The organism is Bacillus sp. WC2503 (genome assembly GCF_052682895.1).
This window is the reverse complement of record NZ_JBQYMD010000001.1, coordinates 5288442-5304569: the sequence shown is the minus strand read 5'-3', so window position 1 is coordinate 5304569 and position 16128 is coordinate 5288442. Positions and strand designations below refer to the sequence as shown.

14 protein-coding genes are annotated in these 16128 nt (G+C 35.5%); 5 read left to right on the top strand and 9 right to left on the bottom strand.

Translation table 11 applies throughout. The annotated features are described in order from the left end of the window. Nucleotides 1-12: 12 nt before the first annotated feature. Together treP and treR are read right to left on the bottom strand one after the other, a co-directional pair. A complete protein-coding gene (treP, locus tag ACUN26_RS27245; protein ID WP_000513927.1) occupies nt 13-1440 on the bottom strand; it encodes a PTS system trehalose-specific EIIBC component in 1428 nt (475 codons plus the stop codon). 140 nt (nt 1441-1580) lie between these two features. After that, nucleotides 1581-2291: a trehalose operon repressor gene (treR, locus tag ACUN26_RS27240; RefSeq protein ID WP_000987223.1), complete on the bottom strand. Its 711-nt coding sequence runs from the start codon at nt 2289-2291 to the stop codon at nt 1581-1583. Between the two features lie 450 nt (nt 2292-2741). Here treR and ACUN26_RS27235 point away from each other — a divergent pair, with 450 nt between their 5' ends. Then, the gene (locus ACUN26_RS27235; protein WP_000448439.1) at nt 2742-4139 is read left to right on the top strand and encodes an amino acid permease; all 1398 of its coding nucleotides are present in this window, start codon (nt 2742-2744) and stop codon (nt 4137-4139) included. Between the two features lie 31 nt (nt 4140-4170). On the opposite strand, the gene ACUN26_RS27230 is transcribed toward ACUN26_RS27235, so the two are convergent. From ACUN26_RS27230 to ACUN26_RS27220, 3 genes are all read right to left on the bottom strand, one after another. Next, complete coding sequence (locus ACUN26_RS27230; RefSeq protein ID WP_000893352.1) at nt 4171-5874, bottom strand: putative bifunctional diguanylate cyclase/phosphodiesterase; 1704 nt, start codon at nt 5872-5874, stop codon at nt 4171-4173. Nucleotides 5875-6350: 476 nt separating this feature from the next. Beyond that, complete coding sequence (locus ACUN26_RS27225) at nt 6351-6698, bottom strand: hypothetical protein (RefSeq protein WP_001106415.1); 348 nt, start codon at nt 6696-6698, stop codon at nt 6351-6353. Beyond that, nucleotides 6698-6838 (bottom strand): hypothetical protein, encoded by a 141-nt coding sequence (locus tag ACUN26_RS27220; protein WP_002037950.1) that lies wholly within the window; start codon nt 6836-6838, stop codon nt 6698-6700. Before ACUN26_RS27220 ends, ACUN26_RS27225 begins: the two co-directional genes overlap by 1 nt. 328 nt (nt 6839-7166) lie before the next feature. Here ACUN26_RS27220 and ACUN26_RS27215 point away from each other — a divergent pair, with 328 nt between their 5' ends. The 3 genes from ACUN26_RS27215 to ACUN26_RS27205 all read left to right on the top strand — a co-directional run bounded on the left by ACUN26_RS27215 (nt 7167) and on the right by ACUN26_RS27205 (nt 11604). Then, entirely contained in the window at nt 7167-8696 is a 1530-nt protein-coding gene (locus ACUN26_RS27215; RefSeq protein WP_000743022.1) for a cardiolipin synthase, read from the top strand. A gap of 127 nt (nt 8697-8823) precedes the next feature. Continuing rightward, a complete protein-coding gene (locus ACUN26_RS27210) occupies nt 8824-9717 on the top strand; it encodes an ATP-binding protein (RefSeq protein ID WP_000892990.1) in 894 nt (297 codons plus the stop codon). Between the two features lie 3 nt (nt 9718-9720). Then, entirely contained in the window at nt 9721-11604 is a 1884-nt protein-coding gene (locus tag ACUN26_RS27205; RefSeq protein WP_001248838.1) for a vWA domain-containing protein, read from the top strand. A gap of 36 nt (nt 11605-11640) precedes the next feature. Here the strand turns inward: ACUN26_RS27205 and ACUN26_RS27200 are convergent, their stop codons facing one another. From ACUN26_RS27200 to ACUN26_RS27190, 3 genes are read right to left on the bottom strand one after another with little or no spacing between them, the layout of a single operon-like run. Then, nucleotides 11641-12063, bottom strand: a complete 423-nt coding sequence (locus ACUN26_RS27200; RefSeq protein WP_001189950.1) for an NUDIX hydrolase — start codon at nt 12061-12063, stop codon at nt 11641-11643. A gap of 59 nt (nt 12064-12122) precedes the next feature. Then, nucleotides 12123-13088 carry an L-threonine 3-dehydrogenase gene (locus tag ACUN26_RS27195; RefSeq protein ID WP_000723133.1) on the bottom strand — a complete coding sequence of 322 codons (966 nt, stop codon included), beginning with the start codon at nt 13086-13088 and terminating at the stop codon, nt 12123-12125. A gap of 44 nt (nt 13089-13132) precedes the next feature. Next, a complete protein-coding gene (locus ACUN26_RS27190; protein ID WP_000095899.1) occupies nt 13133-14323 on the bottom strand; it encodes a glycine C-acetyltransferase in 1191 nt (396 codons plus the stop codon). A 213-nt stretch (nt 14324-14536) separates the two neighbouring features. Between ACUN26_RS27190 and ACUN26_RS27185 the strand changes: the two genes are divergently transcribed. Next, nucleotides 14537-15268, top strand: coding sequence for a class I SAM-dependent methyltransferase (locus tag ACUN26_RS27185; RefSeq protein ID WP_000885937.1), 732 nt, complete (start codon nt 14537-14539; stop codon nt 15266-15268). Nucleotides 15269-15299: 31 nt separating this feature from the next. Here the strand turns inward: ACUN26_RS27185 and ACUN26_RS27180 are convergent, their stop codons facing one another. Next, nucleotides 15300-16121, bottom strand: coding sequence for an ABC transporter ATP-binding protein (locus tag ACUN26_RS27180; protein WP_001167946.1), 822 nt, complete (start codon nt 16119-16121; stop codon nt 15300-15302). Nucleotides 16122-16128 lie beyond the last annotated feature (7 nt).

Sequence of the window (16128 nt, the reverse complement as noted above, 5' to 3'; positions counted from 1 at the left end):
TTTAACTTCCTCCTACTTCTGTTTAACTCTTTTCGCAAATAACCATGTTAACGTAAATGGGATTACAACTGCGATAATCATTCCTACAATAAACATTGGAATCGATTTCGGAATGATCGAAATAAATGCTGGCAATCCGCCAATTCCGATAGCAGGTGCTAATACACCATTTAATGTAATGAATATCGCTGCCACAGCAGATCCTATAATTGCTGCATAAAACGGAAACTTATTTCGTAAATTCACACCAAACATCGCTGGCTCTGTAATACCGAAGTACGCGGAAATTGCTGATGTCGATGCCATACTTTTATCATTTTGATTTTTAGAAATCCAGAACATTGCAAGTGCCGCACTACCTTGCGCAATGTTAGAAAGAGCGATCATCGGCCAAATAAATGTACCGCCGTGTTGTGCAATTAATTGTAGATCAATAGCAATAAACATATGATGCATACCTGTAATTACAAGTGGTGCATACAATGCTCCAAATAATACTGCTCCAACTACTGGTACTGTTTCATATACGCCTACTAATCCAGCTGTTAATAAATCTCCGATATGACGTGTAACTGGACCGATAATTCCTAATGCTAATACACCTGTTACAACGATTGTTGTAATTGGTACAACTAATAATTGAATTGCATTTGGTACATGTTTCTTTAAGAAAATCTCTACTTTACTCAATACAAATGCTGCTACTAACACCGGTAAAATTTGACCTTGATATCCTACCTTTTCAATTTGGAACAATCCTAAAATATTGAAGTACTCAATCTTTTGACCCTCTAAACCAGACGCTGCTTTTCCATAATCCCAGGCGTTTAATAAGGCCGGATGCACAAGCATTAAGCCCATAACAATACCTAGTATTGGACTACCACCAAAACGCTTCGTTGCTGACCAACCGACAAGTGCTGGTAAGAATACGAATGCTGTATTGGCCATCATATTAATTAAATCCCAAAGCCCACCTAAATTCGGATAAACATCTAATAAATTTTTACCATCAAAAAATAAGTCCTTTGCCCCTAATAAATTGTTAATCCCCATTAGTAAACCAGCTGTTACGATTGCTGGTAATATCGGCATAAATACATCTGAAAATACTTTTACAAACTTTTGAGCTGGATTTAACTTTTGATTTCCAGAATCTTTCACGTCAGCCACTGTCGCTTCCTTCATACCTGCAAGCGTTATCAATTCAGCGTAAACACGATCTACATCCCCTGGACCAATTACAATTTGAAATATCCCAGCATTATGAAACGCTCCCTTTACTAATGAAACAGACTGTAATTTATCATTATCTATTTTACTTTCATCTTTTAAAGCGATACGGAGCCTCGTTACACAGTGCGCAGCTTGTTCAATATTGTCTTTCCCACCAATGTACTGCAACACTTCCTCTGCTGTTTTACGATAGTCTTTCCCCATATTCCCGTCCCTCTTTTCTTTTTTTGATACCGTTTACACTTACATATTAACTCGTATATATAAGTTAGTCAACACTCGTATATATGAGTTGATGTTTTTTTTATAAAAAAAAAGATGAAACGTTATTTCGTTTCACCTCTTTACTTTCTTCGCGCCACATCCGAAAAGTGAAAAATATCTAAGCGGTGACGTGATTCCGTATATTCGAACTGACTCCCATCATATAAATGAGTAAAGTTTTTCACAACGACAACATAATCTGTGCCATTTAAATCTAAATACTTTCGGTCATCATCTGTACACGGCTGCACTTCAATTACCCTCTGCGAATAACTAATATGTAGCCCTAATTCTTTCTCAATGTATTTATAAATTGATGCCATTGCAATTTCTCTCGTTAATCCTGGAATAAACTCAGATACAAAATGATTTATATCTAAAATTACTTTTTCTCCATCAATATTTCGTACACGTTTAATATGATCTATTTTTGTTTTTTCTTTCACGTTTAATAATTTTGCAACCTCTTTTGTCGCTTCTTCTTTCTCCATTTCCACGACTTCTGTAATACAATGACGTCCTAGACGCTCATTTTCTTCTTGAAAACTTACAATGCCACCGAAGTTAAACTCAATATTTTTTCGCTTTAATACAAAAACACCTTTTCCATGAATTTTTTGCACATATCCACGCTCTTGCAATAAATCTACTGCTTTTCTTACAGTACCTCGGCTTGCCTCATACTGCTTCATTAATTCTGTTTCTGATGGGATTTTGCATCCCTCTTTTAAGTGCTTATTATCAATAGACTTACTGATTTCTATATAAATTTGCTCATACTTACTCATCATCTACAATAGCCCCTTGTCACCTTCTAATTCTATATGTATTATACCATGCTACACTCTTCTGCCAATCTCTCACTTATTTTCCAGTACAAGAAAAATATAGGTAAATATTTAATCTCTAAAACGTATTTTTATAAAAGTTTTTATATTTTTCTTTTCATTCAAAAAAACATGTAGTATACTAACTTCAAAATCAGAGGAGAAAGGGAGCAAAGAACTATGCTTACTTATACAACAATTGTAGTTACATTTGCACAAAAACATCATCATCATACGTAACCCTTGAAACCTAGCGGAAAATTTACGCGTAGGTACAAGGGTTATTCCCGTTGTACCTACGCTTTGGCGAAGAGCCATGTAGGTATTTTTTATCTACATGGCTCTTTTTTTATTGCCAAAAAGCTAGTAAAAAATGATGTTTAAGCAAATCTTACTACAAAGGAGTTAACAAAAATGGAAACGAAAAAATGGGGATTATGGGTTTTAACAGCTTTTGTTATCGGGAATATGGTTGGCGGTGGCGTATTTATGCTCCCAGCAAATTTAGCACAAGTATCAGGTCCAATGGGTTCTACACTCGCATGGAGTATTACAGGACTTGGCGTATTTATGATTGCACTCGTATTTGGAAATTTAGCAATTCGAAAACCAGAATTAAAAGCAGGACCACAAAGTTACGCTCAAGCGATGTTTCCTTCAAAAAAAGCAGGTAAAGTTGCAGGGTATAGTATGGCGTGGGGATATTGGGCTGCGAACTGGGCAGCAACAGCATCTGTTATTATTTCCTTTGCTGGATATTTATCAACATTTTTTCCAGTTTTACAAAGTAAGCAAATTCTCTTTTCAATAAATGGATTTTCACTAGAACTAGGAAAAGGGTTAACTTTTCTAGTATGTAGCCTTATGTTATGGGGAATTCAATATATTCTTTCTCAAAATATTGATCGAGCTGGAAATATGAATCTTCTTGCTACCATTGCAAAAATTATCGGATTTACAATGTTTATTGTGATTACATTATTCATTTTCAACGCCTCTAATTTCGGAGACGGTCAAACATTTATGAATGAAGCTGGACAATCCATCTCGTTAGGTGGACAAATCAATTCAGCTGCTATTGCAACACTTTGGGCGTTTATCGGCATCGAATCAGCAGTTATGCTTTCTAACCGCGCAAAATCACAGCGTGATGTAAAAAAAGCTACAATTTTCGGCCTAATTATTGCTCTTATTATTTACATGTCAATTACTTTACTTACAATGGGAGCTCTCTCGCAAGAAGCTTTAAAAGAGTCTCAAAAACCATTAGTAGACGCATTAAATTTAGCAATCGGCAATAAAGGCGCATATATAATGGCGTTACTAGCACTTGTATCTTTATTTGGATCTACTGTTGGCTGGATTGTTGTTAGTTCAGAAGTACCTTACCAGGCTGCCAAAAATGGACTTTTCCCTAAGTTTTTCAGTAAAACAAATAAAAAGGGTAGTCCTTCAAAATCATTATTTATTACAAATGTGATGACACAAATCTTCTTATTCTCAACGATTTCTGGCACTGTTTCAGAAGCATATAATTTCGCTATCGTTGTAGCAACATTAGCTTATTTAATTCCATACCTTGTTTCTACTCTGTACCAATTTAAATTGGTTATTACAGGAGAAACATATGATATAATGCCAGGATCTCGAATAAAAGACGGGGTTATTACTACATTAGCATTTGTATACTCTATTTGGGTTATCAAAACGGGAACTGCTGATTTAAAAACGTTTTTCTTAGGAATTGGATTGTTTATATTAGGTCTTATTCTTTATCCCGTATTAATGAAAAACTCACAAAAAACGAATTAAAAAAAGAGAAGCTTTTAGCTTCTCTTTTCTATTAAAAATCCGTAATTAACTTTTCTTTTAACTCTCCTACGGATAAAGGTTTTGCATAATAAAATCCTTGTACATAGTCACAGCCCATGGATTGTAATAAACTTTCTTGTTCTACCGTTTCTACCCCTTCAGCAACTACTGCTAAATTTAAACTATGGGCAATTTCAATAACAGATTTTACAATCGTTCTTTCTGGCTGTGCATGATCATAATGAAATTCACGAATAAAATTACGATCAATTTTTACGATATCAAGTGGCAATTGTTTTAAATAATACAATGAGGAATAGCCAGTTCCAAAATCGTCTAAAGCAATTAATACGCCCATACTTCTTAATTCTTGTAATGTAGCGATAATATAATCAAAATGGCGAACAGCAATACTTTCCGTTATTTCTAAAATTAAACGATTCGGAGGAAAACCAGTTCTCCTTAAGATGCTACGTACAGACAAAATAAAACGCTTCTGCATTAATTGTTGTATGGATAAATTCACAGATAACCTTAATCCTTCTTGGTAATCCGGTAATGTTTTAAACAGGCGACACGATTTTTCTAATACCCAATCTCCTAATTTTATAATAAGTCCAGATTCTTCAGCTACTGGAATAAATTCGCTTGGTGAAATAGGCCCTTCTTCTGTCATACAGCGCACTAAAGCCTCAATGCCAGTATATTTCTTCGTTTTCAAATCAATGATAGGTTGTAATACTACATCTAATTCTTCATCACGAATTGCCTTTTGCAAAGCAAACTCGATTTTCATTCTACGATTTATTTTTGCACGTAACTCATCTGTAAAGAAACACGCCGCATTTCTTCCCTGTTCTTTCGCACTATACATAGCTAAATCCGAATTTTTCAATAGTGTTTCCACGTCTTGTCCATCTTGTGGATATGAACAAAGTCCTAGACTAGCTGAAATGTATACTTCATGACCTTCAAGCATAAATGGTGCCTGAAAACATGACAATACCGATGTCGCTAACTGCCGCATCTCATCTTGTGTATGTTCATTTGTTAACAGCACAAATTCGTCGCCACCTAGCCTAGCCAGAACATCTTTCTCTCCTAACACATAATGCAACCGTGAAGCAACTTCGCTTAAAAGTAAATCTCCTATCATATGACCTAACGTATCATTTACTAATTTAAAACGATCTAAGTCAAAGTATATTATGCCAAATTCCTTTTTCCCTGCAATCAGTTCATTAACAGTCGTTATTAGCTGTAATCGGTTCGGTAAACTCGTTAAAGCATCATGATATGCAAGTTCCCTATAACGGCTTTCACTCAATCGTAATCTCTGTTCTGCTTCTTTTCTACTACTAATGTCATTTCGGATCGCGATAAATTGATACGGCTCTCCTTTCTCGTTTAAAAATGGAACAATTGTGGTTTTAACCCAATAATATGTACCATCTTTTGCTTGATTTTGGATTTCACCTCTCCATACTTTCCCATTCAAAATACGCTTCCATAAGTTTTGAAAAAAAGTTTTCGGATGATATCCTGAATTTAAAATACGATGATCTTTTCCTATTAACTCTTCTCTTTTATATTTGGAGATTTCACAAAACTTATCATTTACATATGTAATAAGACCTTTTCGGTCTGTAATTGCAACAATTGAAGACTCATCTAATGCTAACTTTAAATCTCGCAATGAAGAGTCATATAATGCATGACCTCTTTGTTCTAGCATGCGCATCTCTCCTTGCTTCCTATCTAACTAAAACACAACTTGTTTCTTTTCATAGAAATAGAGATATTTCATTTTCTAATAATAACCCTTTACATACATCACATTTTGAATTATGCCGATTAAAATAACATAATATTATTTGTAAAAAAAAGCAATATAATACCGTTCCAATTATAATTAGTAGCTTCTCATCTCCCTAATTAGCTTGCCTTATTATACCGCATTCCTTTAACTTGCTCTATGCAACCCTTGTTCCTACTCATTCCACTCGCGTCTAACCTCTATGCTTTTTAATAGCAAAATAGACATTAGAACATACTATATAACTATTCACGAATAATAATATAAAAGTTTAAATTGGTATATATGTTTTTGAATTACAATAATAAAATATTAACATATTTTTACCTTTATTTTGGAAGTATTTCATAAATAAATATAGTATTAAACAAAAAAGAGGATAACCTCTTTTTTGTTTAATACTGATATGGTATTTGCTGATAACCTGGGTATGGAACTGGATATGGTGCTGGATATGTTACTGGGTACGGTGCTGGATAATAACCTCCACTTGCTGCACCCGTTAATGCACCTGCTGTAAGCCCACCTAACATACCTCCCGCAAAACTTCCTGGGAAAACTCCGCCTCCCCATGAGCCGCCTCCACCCCAGCCCCATCCACCACCGTGATGATGATGGTGATGATCATAATGGTTGTGTCCTCCATGATGATTATGTCCTCCATTATGATGGTGTCCTCCATTATGATGGTGTCCTCCATTATGATTGCGATAATACACTCCGTTATTTTCTATATAATTCATTATTCACCTCTCCCTTTCAATTTCCTCACTTTAATATTGTATGAATAATACGGATCTTGTTGGTAATCTGGATAATAAGCATAATTCGAGTAATATGGATAACCAAATCCTCCAATTGGACGACCATACATTTTATTCATCCCTTTTGCTATATAAAGTGAAATTTTAATCGGCGCGGGCTTTGTCCCTCCCCCACTGATTATTAGCCCAAATCAATCGGGCATTTATGGACAATCATTTCCCGCCTAACTTCCTTGCACTCATCGAATTTTGAGATGGGATTTTTACTACCCAGCAAATAACGGGATAACAACGTAACAATATACTGTATGTAGGACAAATGCGGAAAGTATAGGACAAATGTCTATATTTTGTAAAAAAAACAAAACACTTTATAATAAGGATGTCAGATTATATCTTCTATTTAAGAAGTCTATATTTAAGAAAGATTAGAGGAATTATATAGAAATGAAGAAACCTATCGTTCAATTATTATTAATATTTACAATCGTATCTATCGTTCTTTTCCTATTAAATACATCGGTTATTTCGTTATATACGTTTGTCGGTGCTCTATGGTCCATCACAATCGTAGGAATTTCATTCGTTATTTTTATAGAAAATAGATCTCCCCAAAGTACTTTAGCTTGGTTTTTAGTATTAGCACTTCTTCCCGTTGTAGGTGTACTTTTATACTCTATTTTCGGGCGTAGCCGTTGGAGAAGAAAAAAACATCTCCATCGTTCAGAAGAACAAAGAAAATTATTCCGCGAAATATTAGAAGGAAGACGACTAGAATTATCACTCACAGTCCCATTACATGAACGTTCCATACATTTAACAGAAGTCGTACAAAAATTTGGAGGCGGGCCTGCCGCAGATAGAACAACGACAAAACTTTTAACAAACGGCGATCAAACCTTTTCAGAAATTTTGCAAGCAATCGAGAATGCAAAACATCACATACATATTCAATACTATATTTATAAATCTGATGAGATTGGTACAAAAGTACGAGATGCTTTAATACAAAAGGCAAACGAGGGTGTTATTGTACGCTTCCTTTATGATGGACTCGGAAGTAATACGTTAAGACGACGATTTTTACAACCTATGAAAAAAGCTGGAATTGAAATTGTCGAATTTGACCCTATTTTTTCAGCTTGGTTACTGGAGACAGTTAATTATCGTAATCATCGTAAAATCGTCATTGTAGATGGAGAAATTGGTTTTACCGGAGGGCTTAACGTAGGTGATGAATATCTTGGTCGCTCAAAAAAATTCCCTGTTTGGCGTGATAGTCATTTAAAAATAGAAGGAAAAGCATTGTATAAATTACAAGCCATCTTTCTAGAAGATTGGCTTTATGCGTCTAGTGGATTGAATACTTATTCTTGGGATCAATTTATGAATAGACAATACTTCCCAGGAAAAGAAATTCTGGATGCAACAGGTGCGGTGCAAATCGTAGCAAGTGGACCAAGCTCAGATGATAAAAGTATTCGTAATACATTACTAGCTGTTATGGGCTCAGCCAAAAAATCTATTTGGATCGCTACACCATACTTTATTCCGGATCAAGAAACTTTAACATTATTACGCTTAAGTGCAATATCTGGCATAGATGTACGCATTTTATATCCTGGTAAGAGTGATAGTATTATTAGCGATCAAGCATCTCAATCCTATTTCACTCCACTTTTAAAAGCCGGTGCTTCTATTTACAGTTATAAAGATGGATTTATGCACGCAAAGATTGTACTCGTTGACGATAAAATTGCAACAATCGGAACAGCAAATATGGATGTACGTAGCTTTGAATTAAATTATGAAATTATTAGCGTACTCTATGAATCAGAAACCGTTCATGATATTAAACGCGATTTTGAAGAAGACTTTAAACACTCTACTGAAATTAAATGGAACTCATTCCAAAAAAGAAGTATCAAAAAAAGAATATTAGAGTCCTTTATGCGACTGATTTCTCCTTTACTATAAGCAATCAATGTGATATTGATTGCTTTTTCTTTTATATTTCCCCCTTCTCCTTTTCTTTGCATACCATATTAAAACAAGTTATCATAAGATGTATTACTTTATGAAAATAATGTTAGGTGGGAAATACATGTTAGAACAATTTCATATACATTCTGATTTAAAACAGCAGCTTTCTACAATTCATGAAAAGAATAAACAAGAAGCTGGTGAAAATGCTCATTTAATCGGTACTAAAATATATAAAGCATCTGATAACAGCATTATCGAAGATGCTATTACGGCACTTCTTCTTGGCAAAAATATTCTATTAAAAGGACCAACTGGTAGTGGTAAAACGGTACTAGCGGAAACTCTTTCTTCTTTATTCCAAAAACCAATGCATAGCATTAACTGTTCTGTCGATTTAGATGTGGAAGGTATTTTAGGATACAACACATTACAAACGAAAGACGGAGCATCTGAAGTTACGTTCGTTAACGGTCCTCTTATGAAAGCAATGAAGAACGGTCACTTCCTATATATTGATGAAATCAATATGGCAAAACCTGAAACGTTACCACTTCTTCACGGTGCACTAGATTACCGTAAAATGATTACAAACCCATTTACACAAGAAGTTGTATACGGTGATGACGAATATCGCGTAATTGCTGCGATTAACGAAGGTTACGTTGGGACAAGTGAACTAAACGAAGCATTAAAAAACCGTTTTGTTATTATTGAAGTTCCTTATATTCAAGGTGACACATTAAAAGAACTATTACTATCTGAATCAAAATTAAATGATGTTGCAACAATTGAAAAGTTCGTTGCATTTGCAAGCGACCTTATGCCTTTAGCTCGTGATGGGCGTGTAAGTGAAGAAGCAGCAAGTATTCGTGGTATTATCGACGCATGCGATTTAGGTGTATATATTCCTGTTATGCGCGCTATTGAGCGAAGCATTATTGCGAAATTAAATGATGAAACAGAACAAATGACTGTCCGTGAATTAGCAGAAAGTTATTTCTTTGAGGGATAATTCATGAGACAAATTTTTAGTGACAAAAAAATTGATGCGTCGCTGTTTCTACAAATGGAAAACTTAATGTATGCCCTTCTAAAAGAAGACGATGCCTATCTTGAATATGGCTATAAAGCATACTACGACGAAATTGAAAAAAAGGTTGTCATTAGTCACTTTTGGGATGATCGAAAAGAAGAAGATACAGTAATCGGATTAAAAAGCGAAGTGTTCTTAAAAGCACTTGGTAATAAACATTACTCGGACATGGCTTTAATTCGTTCTTACGCGATTGAATTACAAGAATCGCCCCTAAAGAAGTTCTTAACACAATTATTTGTTCTATTAGAAGATTTACGTGTCGAGGAAATCGTAAAAAACTTACGACCTGGCACGAAACATATTTTTAAACGCCGAAAAGAAATGTACCGCAATTACTTCGGCTCACAAAATGAAATAAACCGCGTTCGTAACTATCACGGTGATCGTCTATTTTGTCTATGTTACCTTTCATTAACGAGCGATAAATATGAAATGTTTACTAATGAATATTTCGAGCAAATTGAAGTAATTTTGCATGAGACATTCCAAGCCCATAATACCGAAGATATTATGTATATCGTTGAGAAAATTCGCTACCGCTTAGAGGAGCTTCTTGAAAATGATATGCTTAACAATTATTTCGGACATGCTCCGCTTTATTTATCTGTCATTGCAGATGAAAAGAACTGCCGCGTTGAAGATTTAGCAAATGATGATACGCAGCTCATAGATGACGATGACAATAAAAACAAAATGGATGAAAGCTTCTCCACATGGCATCGTGAAAATAAAAATAACGAAAACGAGAACTTTTTACGCTTTGAATTAGAAAGCGGAACAAAAACAAACATGATGGGTGATACTGCTCGTGAATCAGAAGATGGCGATCAAGCACTTGGTTCTGTACAAGGTACTTCTCAAAAAAGTACACAATCCAACTTTGATGGTGCTGATACAGAAGAAGCAAGAGCTTCACACGCTTCTAGCCAAAGCGAGGGTGCATATGGTAAGTATAATGTAGGTGCCTCTCATACATTTAAAGAAGCTCGCAAATCAAATCCTGACGAGAAAAAAGATTACCAAGCTATCAAATCAGTCGTTAATAAAGATGTAAAAGAATTAAAGAAAATTATCGAAAAAACGATTGAAAATAAAACGAATGCAAATAGTGATAAATACTACGGAAGACTTCGGAAGAAATTCCTTCGTATTTATACTGAAAAGCAGCCGCGCATGTTTTATAAAAAAGGACAAGAATCGCAAGAGCTCGACGTTGCATTCCAACTATTAGTGGATTGTTCTGGTTCTATGTATAACAAAATGGAAGAAACGAAGAAGAGTGTTGTCTTATTCCATGAAGCGTTGAAATCTTTAAAGATCCCGCACGCTATTAGCGGATTTTGGGAAGATGCTTCTAGTGCTAAACCTGAAGATAAACCGAACGTTATCCATGAGGTTGTAAATTACAAAAACTCAACGTTACCAAACGTTGGTCCAGAAATTATGCAACTTCGTGAAGAAGAAGATAACCGCGACGGATATATTATTCGTATCGTTTCTGAAAAGCTTGCGAAAAGACCAGAAAAACATAAATTTCTATTAGTCTTCACAGACGGTGAACCTTCTGCCCTAGACTATCAACAAGACGGAATTTTAGATACGCATGAAGCTGTGAAACTCGCTCGTAAAAGTGGTATGGAAGTAATCGGTATCTTCATCGAAGAAGGCGAAGCGAAAGAAGCGACTTATCAATTAATGAAAAACATTTATAATCATCACTTCTTAGTTGCAAATCATGCTGAAGATTTAAGATTGAAGATTAAACCACTACTGAAAAAGCTATTACTGAAGACGATTGAATAGAAAAAAGGAGCCTTTTGGCTCCTTTTTTTCGTTCAATTACTTTGTTTCTAGTTGAAACTTGTATGGAATGGCTACTTCTAACAATGACTCGAATCCTCCATCGTAGAATGGGAATCGTTCATTTGCGATTGTTCGCTCCACCCACTCTATCGCAGAAATTTCTCCCTCATCTTCTGCATGTAGCTCGCCCGTTAGTACTTTCGCTCGAAATGTAAAAAGTAGTGCATGATTCCCGGATTCTTCAAAGAATTTTTCATTGATTGCAACAAGTCCACCTGCCATAGCAGTTAAACCTGTCTCTTCTTTTACTTCCCTTACTAGAGCTTCCTCTAACGTTTCACCCTTTTCAACAGCCCCGCCTGGCAATGACCAAACGTTTTGTTCTACATTATGTACCATTAATATTTTATCTGTTTCTTCGTCATGTATTAGTGCATATACGACATCAACTCTTTGCATGTTATTTTCCCCCTCTCAAAAAGAATGAAGAGCCGATTCCTAAGAATCGACCCTTCCTATTAATTCATCACTAACTCAGCTGTGAGCTTTTTTTTTAACTTAGCCAACATGTCCGTTGTCATTTTGTCTAAATCGTATTCTGCTTTAAAGCCCCACTCTTTCATTGCTGCTGTTGCATCAATAGAGTTTGGCCAGCTATCAGCGATTGTTTGACGAGCTGGATCTACTGCGTAATCCATTGTAAACGTCGGAATGTGTTTACGAATTGATGCTGCAATTTGCTCTGGCTCGAAGCTCATTGCTGTAATGTTGAACGCATTTCTATGCACTAGCTTACTTGAATCAGCTTCCATTAATGAAATGATCGCTTGTAAAGCATCTGGCATATACATCATATCCATGTACGTTCCTTCAGCAATGTATGAGGTGTATGCACCTTTTTTAATCGCCTCATAATAAATTTCAACTGCATAGTCAGTTGTTCCGCCTCCTGGAGGAGCTACGTAAGAAATTAAGCCTGGGAAACGTACACCGCGCGTATCAACGCCAAACTTTTGATGATAATAATCACATAGTAGTTCTCCTGCTACTTTGTTTACCCCATACATCGTAGTAGGACGCTGAATTGTATCTTGTGGCGTATTATCTTTCGGCGTTGATGGACCGAATGCACCGATAGAACTTGGCGTGAAAAACTTACAGTTTAATTCACGAGCTGCTTCTAATGCATTTACAAGTCCACCCATATTTAAATTCCAAGCAAATAACGGATTTTTTTCTGCTGTTGCTGAAAGTAAAGCTGCTAAATGAATAATTGTATCTACTTCATTACGCTTTGCAATATCATGTAGTTTTTGCCCATCTGTTACATCTAACGTTTCAAATGGACCAGACGTTACTACTTCACTATCTGTTTCACGAATATCTGTTGCAATAACGTTTGATGCGCCGTATACATCACGAAGTTTCATTACTAGTTCAGAACCAATTTGCCCTAAAGAACCGGTTACTAGAATTTTTTTCATTTTCCCCACTCCTCATTTGCAAGCTATTCAAAAGATGTCGTTACTTAAATGATGCCCATTTCTTTCCCTACTTTTTCATATTTAAGAATTGCTTCATCTAGCATTTCCTTCGTATGAGCTGCTGTAGGCATATTACGAACGCGTCCTGTTCCTTTAGCTACAGTTGGGAACACGATAGATTTTGCGTATACGCCTTCTTCATTTAGACGTCTACTAAATTCTTGTGTTAATACTTCATCACCAATAATACAAGGTGTAATTGGCGTTTCACTTTCTCCGATGTTAAAGCCAAGTTCTTTTAACCCTTGTTTTAAATAGCGACCATTTTCCCATAAACGATCGTGTAACTCTGTGCTTTCCATTAAGATTTCAATTGATCTCATGCAAGCTGCTGCATCAGCTGGTGTTAATGCTGTAGAGAATAAGAATGGACGTGAACGAACTTTTAACCAATCAATTAAGTTTTGTTTCCCTGCTACATATCCACCAATTACCCCAATTGCTTTTGATAATGTACCAATTTGGAAATCAACTCTATCAGAAAGACCGAAGTGCTTCACAGTACCTGCACCTTTTCCAAGTACCCCTGAACCATGTGCATCATCTACATATGTCATTAAATCTAGCTCTTCTGCAATCTCAACAATTTCTGGTAATTTTGCAATATCTCCATCCATTGAGAAAACACCGTCTGTAATAACCATTAATTTATTGTAAAGACCTGATTCTTTCGCCGCGATTGCTTTTTGGCGTAAATCTTCCATATCAGAATGTTTATAAACGATGATTTTCGCTCTTGATAGACGACTACCATCAATAATAGATGCATGATTTAATTCATCTGAAAGAATCGCATCATTTTTATCCATAACAGCTGAAATCGCTGCCATATTACAATTAAATCCTGATTGATAAGCAATTGCTGCTTCTGTATGTTTAAACTTTGCAATTGTTTCTTCTAATTTAATATGCAAATCTAAAGTACCGTTAATTGTACGAACAGCTCCTGCTCCAACACCGTACTTATGAATTGCACCAATCGCTGCTTCTTGTAAGCGATTATCAGTCGCTAATCCAAGATAGTTGTTTGAAGATAAGTTAATATATTCTTTGCCGCCAATTGTAATAATCGGTCCATTTGGACTTTCAAGCGGATCAATTACGTTATAAAGCCCCTTTGATTTTAAATCCTCTAAATTTTCTTCTAAAAATTTCGCAAGTGTTTTACTAGACATCGTGAAGCCTCCCATCGTTCATGTAAGCGGATTATTGTCTTAATAGTTCTAATAATCCCTCTACTAGCTTAACACGTTTTCAGAATTTATTATAGAAAAATAGTTTAAAGAAACCGCTTACAAATTTTAATTATATATGATTCATTACAAGAAATCTATCATTTACATTCCATATTTGATAGAATTAAAAAAATATTTAGGGAGGCTTCAAACATGGCATTTACAGAATCTGATGTATATAATAACGAAGCGTTTTTTGAGCAATATATGAAACGAAGATACCGCGAAAATAGCCCCAATGAATCCATTGAAAAGCCAGCATTCTTTCAACTCATTGGTGATGTAAAAGGAAAACAAATTCTCGATTTAGGTTGTGGCGATGCTAAGTTTGGCGAGGAATTATTAGAAAACGGATGCCACTCTTACACTGGCATTGAAGGCTCTCAGCTTATGTATGAAAAAGCTAAAAAACAACTAGAAAATAAAAATGGATCTGTTCATTTGATAAACCTCAAAGATTATACATACTCCCCATCCACTTTTGATTTAGTCACATCTAGACTCGCTTTACATTATATTGAACATCTTCATATCATTTTTCAAAATGTGTACAAAACTTTAAAAACAAATGGAACCTTCATCTTTAGCGTTCAACATCCTGTTATTACCTCTTCATTTGAAAGCTTGCAAACGAGTGGTAAAAGAACGAGCTGGTTCGTCGATGATTATTTTAAACTAGGCAAACGGGTTGAACCATGGATTGACCAAGAAGTTATTAAATATCATCGTACAACGGAAGAGTATTTCACATTATTACAGCAAGCCGGATTTACCATTATAAATCTAAAAGAAGCTACACCAAATCAAACCTATTTTCAAAGTGAAGAGGAATATGAACGACGTTTACGAATTCCCCTCTTTCTATTATTTTCTTGCAAAAAATAAAAAGACGATGAATCCCCATCGTCTTTTTTCGTTATCTCATTGCTTGAGCAACTTCTTTAACTAATCGTCTTCCTCTTCCGTGCGGGATACATAGTGGTGTTCCAAACAACGGATCCGTACTGATTTGACACTCCATACGGAATACATCCCGAACTAACTTCTGGTCAATAACTTCTTCTGGTTTACCTTGTGCATATATTCGTTTATCTTGAATAGCTACAATGTTGTCTGCATAACGGCATGCCAAATTCAAATCGTGTAATACCATAACAATTGTTCGTTGCTCTGTTTCATTTAATTCGAATAATAAATCTAGCACTTCAATTTGGTGAGTCATATCTAAATATGTAGTTGGCTCATCCAGTAAAATAATGTCTGTATCTTGTGCAAGCGTCATTGCAATCCAAGCACGTTGACGTTGCCCACCTGAAAGAGCATGCACATCTCGCTCAGCAAATTCTGTCATACCTGTTGCTGCAAGTGCCTTCTGTACCATTTCCTCGTCTTTTTCTGACCATTGCTTTAACCAAGTTTGATATGGATAACGTCCTTGCTTTACAAGTTGCAATACTGTAAGCCCTTCTGGTGCTTGGGGTCCTTGCGGTAAGATTGCCATTTGACGAGCAATTTGCTTCGTTTGCATACTTTGTAACGCTTGATTATCTAACAAAATATCACCATTTGTTGGCTTTAATAATCTAGCTAGTGAACGTAATAAAGTTGATTTTCCACAACCGTTAGAACCGATGAAGATTGTAATTTCACCTTTTGGAATTTCTAAATCCAACTCATCGATAATAATTGTTTCACCATAGGACAGCGTCAAACGTTTTGTCTCCAATGCTTTTTGCATATTCATC

Bases quoted from the DNA above. Each gene is read 5' to 3' on its own strand.
- treP (WP_000513927.1), bottom strand. From the start codon at position 1,440: ATGGGGAAAGACTATCGTAAAACAGCAGAGGAAGTGTTGCAGTACATT.
- treR (WP_000987223.1), bottom strand. From the start codon at position 2,291: ATGATGAGTAAGTATGAGCAAATTTATATAGAAATCAGTAAGTCTATT.
- ACUN26_RS27235 (WP_000448439.1), top strand. From the start codon at position 2,742: ATGGAAACGAAAAAATGGGGATTATGGGTTTTAACAGCTTTTGTTATC.
- ACUN26_RS27230 (WP_000893352.1), bottom strand. From the start codon at position 5,874: ATGCTAGAACAAAGAGGTCATGCATTATATGACTCTTCATTGCGAGAT.
- ACUN26_RS27225 (WP_001106415.1), bottom strand. From the start codon at position 6,698: ATGAATTATATAGAAAATAACGGAGTGTATTATCGCAATCATAATGGA.
- ACUN26_RS27220 (WP_002037950.1), bottom strand. From the start codon at position 6,838: ATGAATAAAATGTATGGTCGTCCAATTGGAGGATTTGGTTATCCATAT.
- ACUN26_RS27215 (WP_000743022.1), top strand. From the start codon at position 7,167: ATGAAGAAACCTATCGTTCAATTATTATTAATATTTACAATCGTATCT.
- ACUN26_RS27210 (WP_000892990.1), top strand. From the start codon at position 8,824: ATGTTAGAACAATTTCATATACATTCTGATTTAAAACAGCAGCTTTCT.
- ACUN26_RS27205 (WP_001248838.1), top strand. From the start codon at position 9,721: ATGAGACAAATTTTTAGTGACAAAAAAATTGATGCGTCGCTGTTTCTA.
- ACUN26_RS27200 (WP_001189950.1), bottom strand. From the start codon at position 12,063: ATGCAAAGAGTTGATGTCGTATATGCACTAATACATGACGAAGAAACA.
- ACUN26_RS27195 (WP_000723133.1), bottom strand. From the start codon at position 13,088: ATGAAAAAAATTCTAGTAACCGGTTCTTTAGGGCAAATTGGTTCTGAA.
- ACUN26_RS27190 (WP_000095899.1), bottom strand. From the start codon at position 14,323: ATGTCTAGTAAAACACTTGCGAAATTTTTAGAAGAAAATTTAGAGGAT.
- ACUN26_RS27185 (WP_000885937.1), top strand. From the start codon at position 14,537: ATGGCATTTACAGAATCTGATGTATATAATAACGAAGCGTTTTTTGAG.
- ACUN26_RS27180 (WP_001167946.1), bottom strand. From the start codon at position 16,121: ATGCAAAAAGCATTGGAGACAAAACGTTTGACGCTGTCCTATGGTGAA.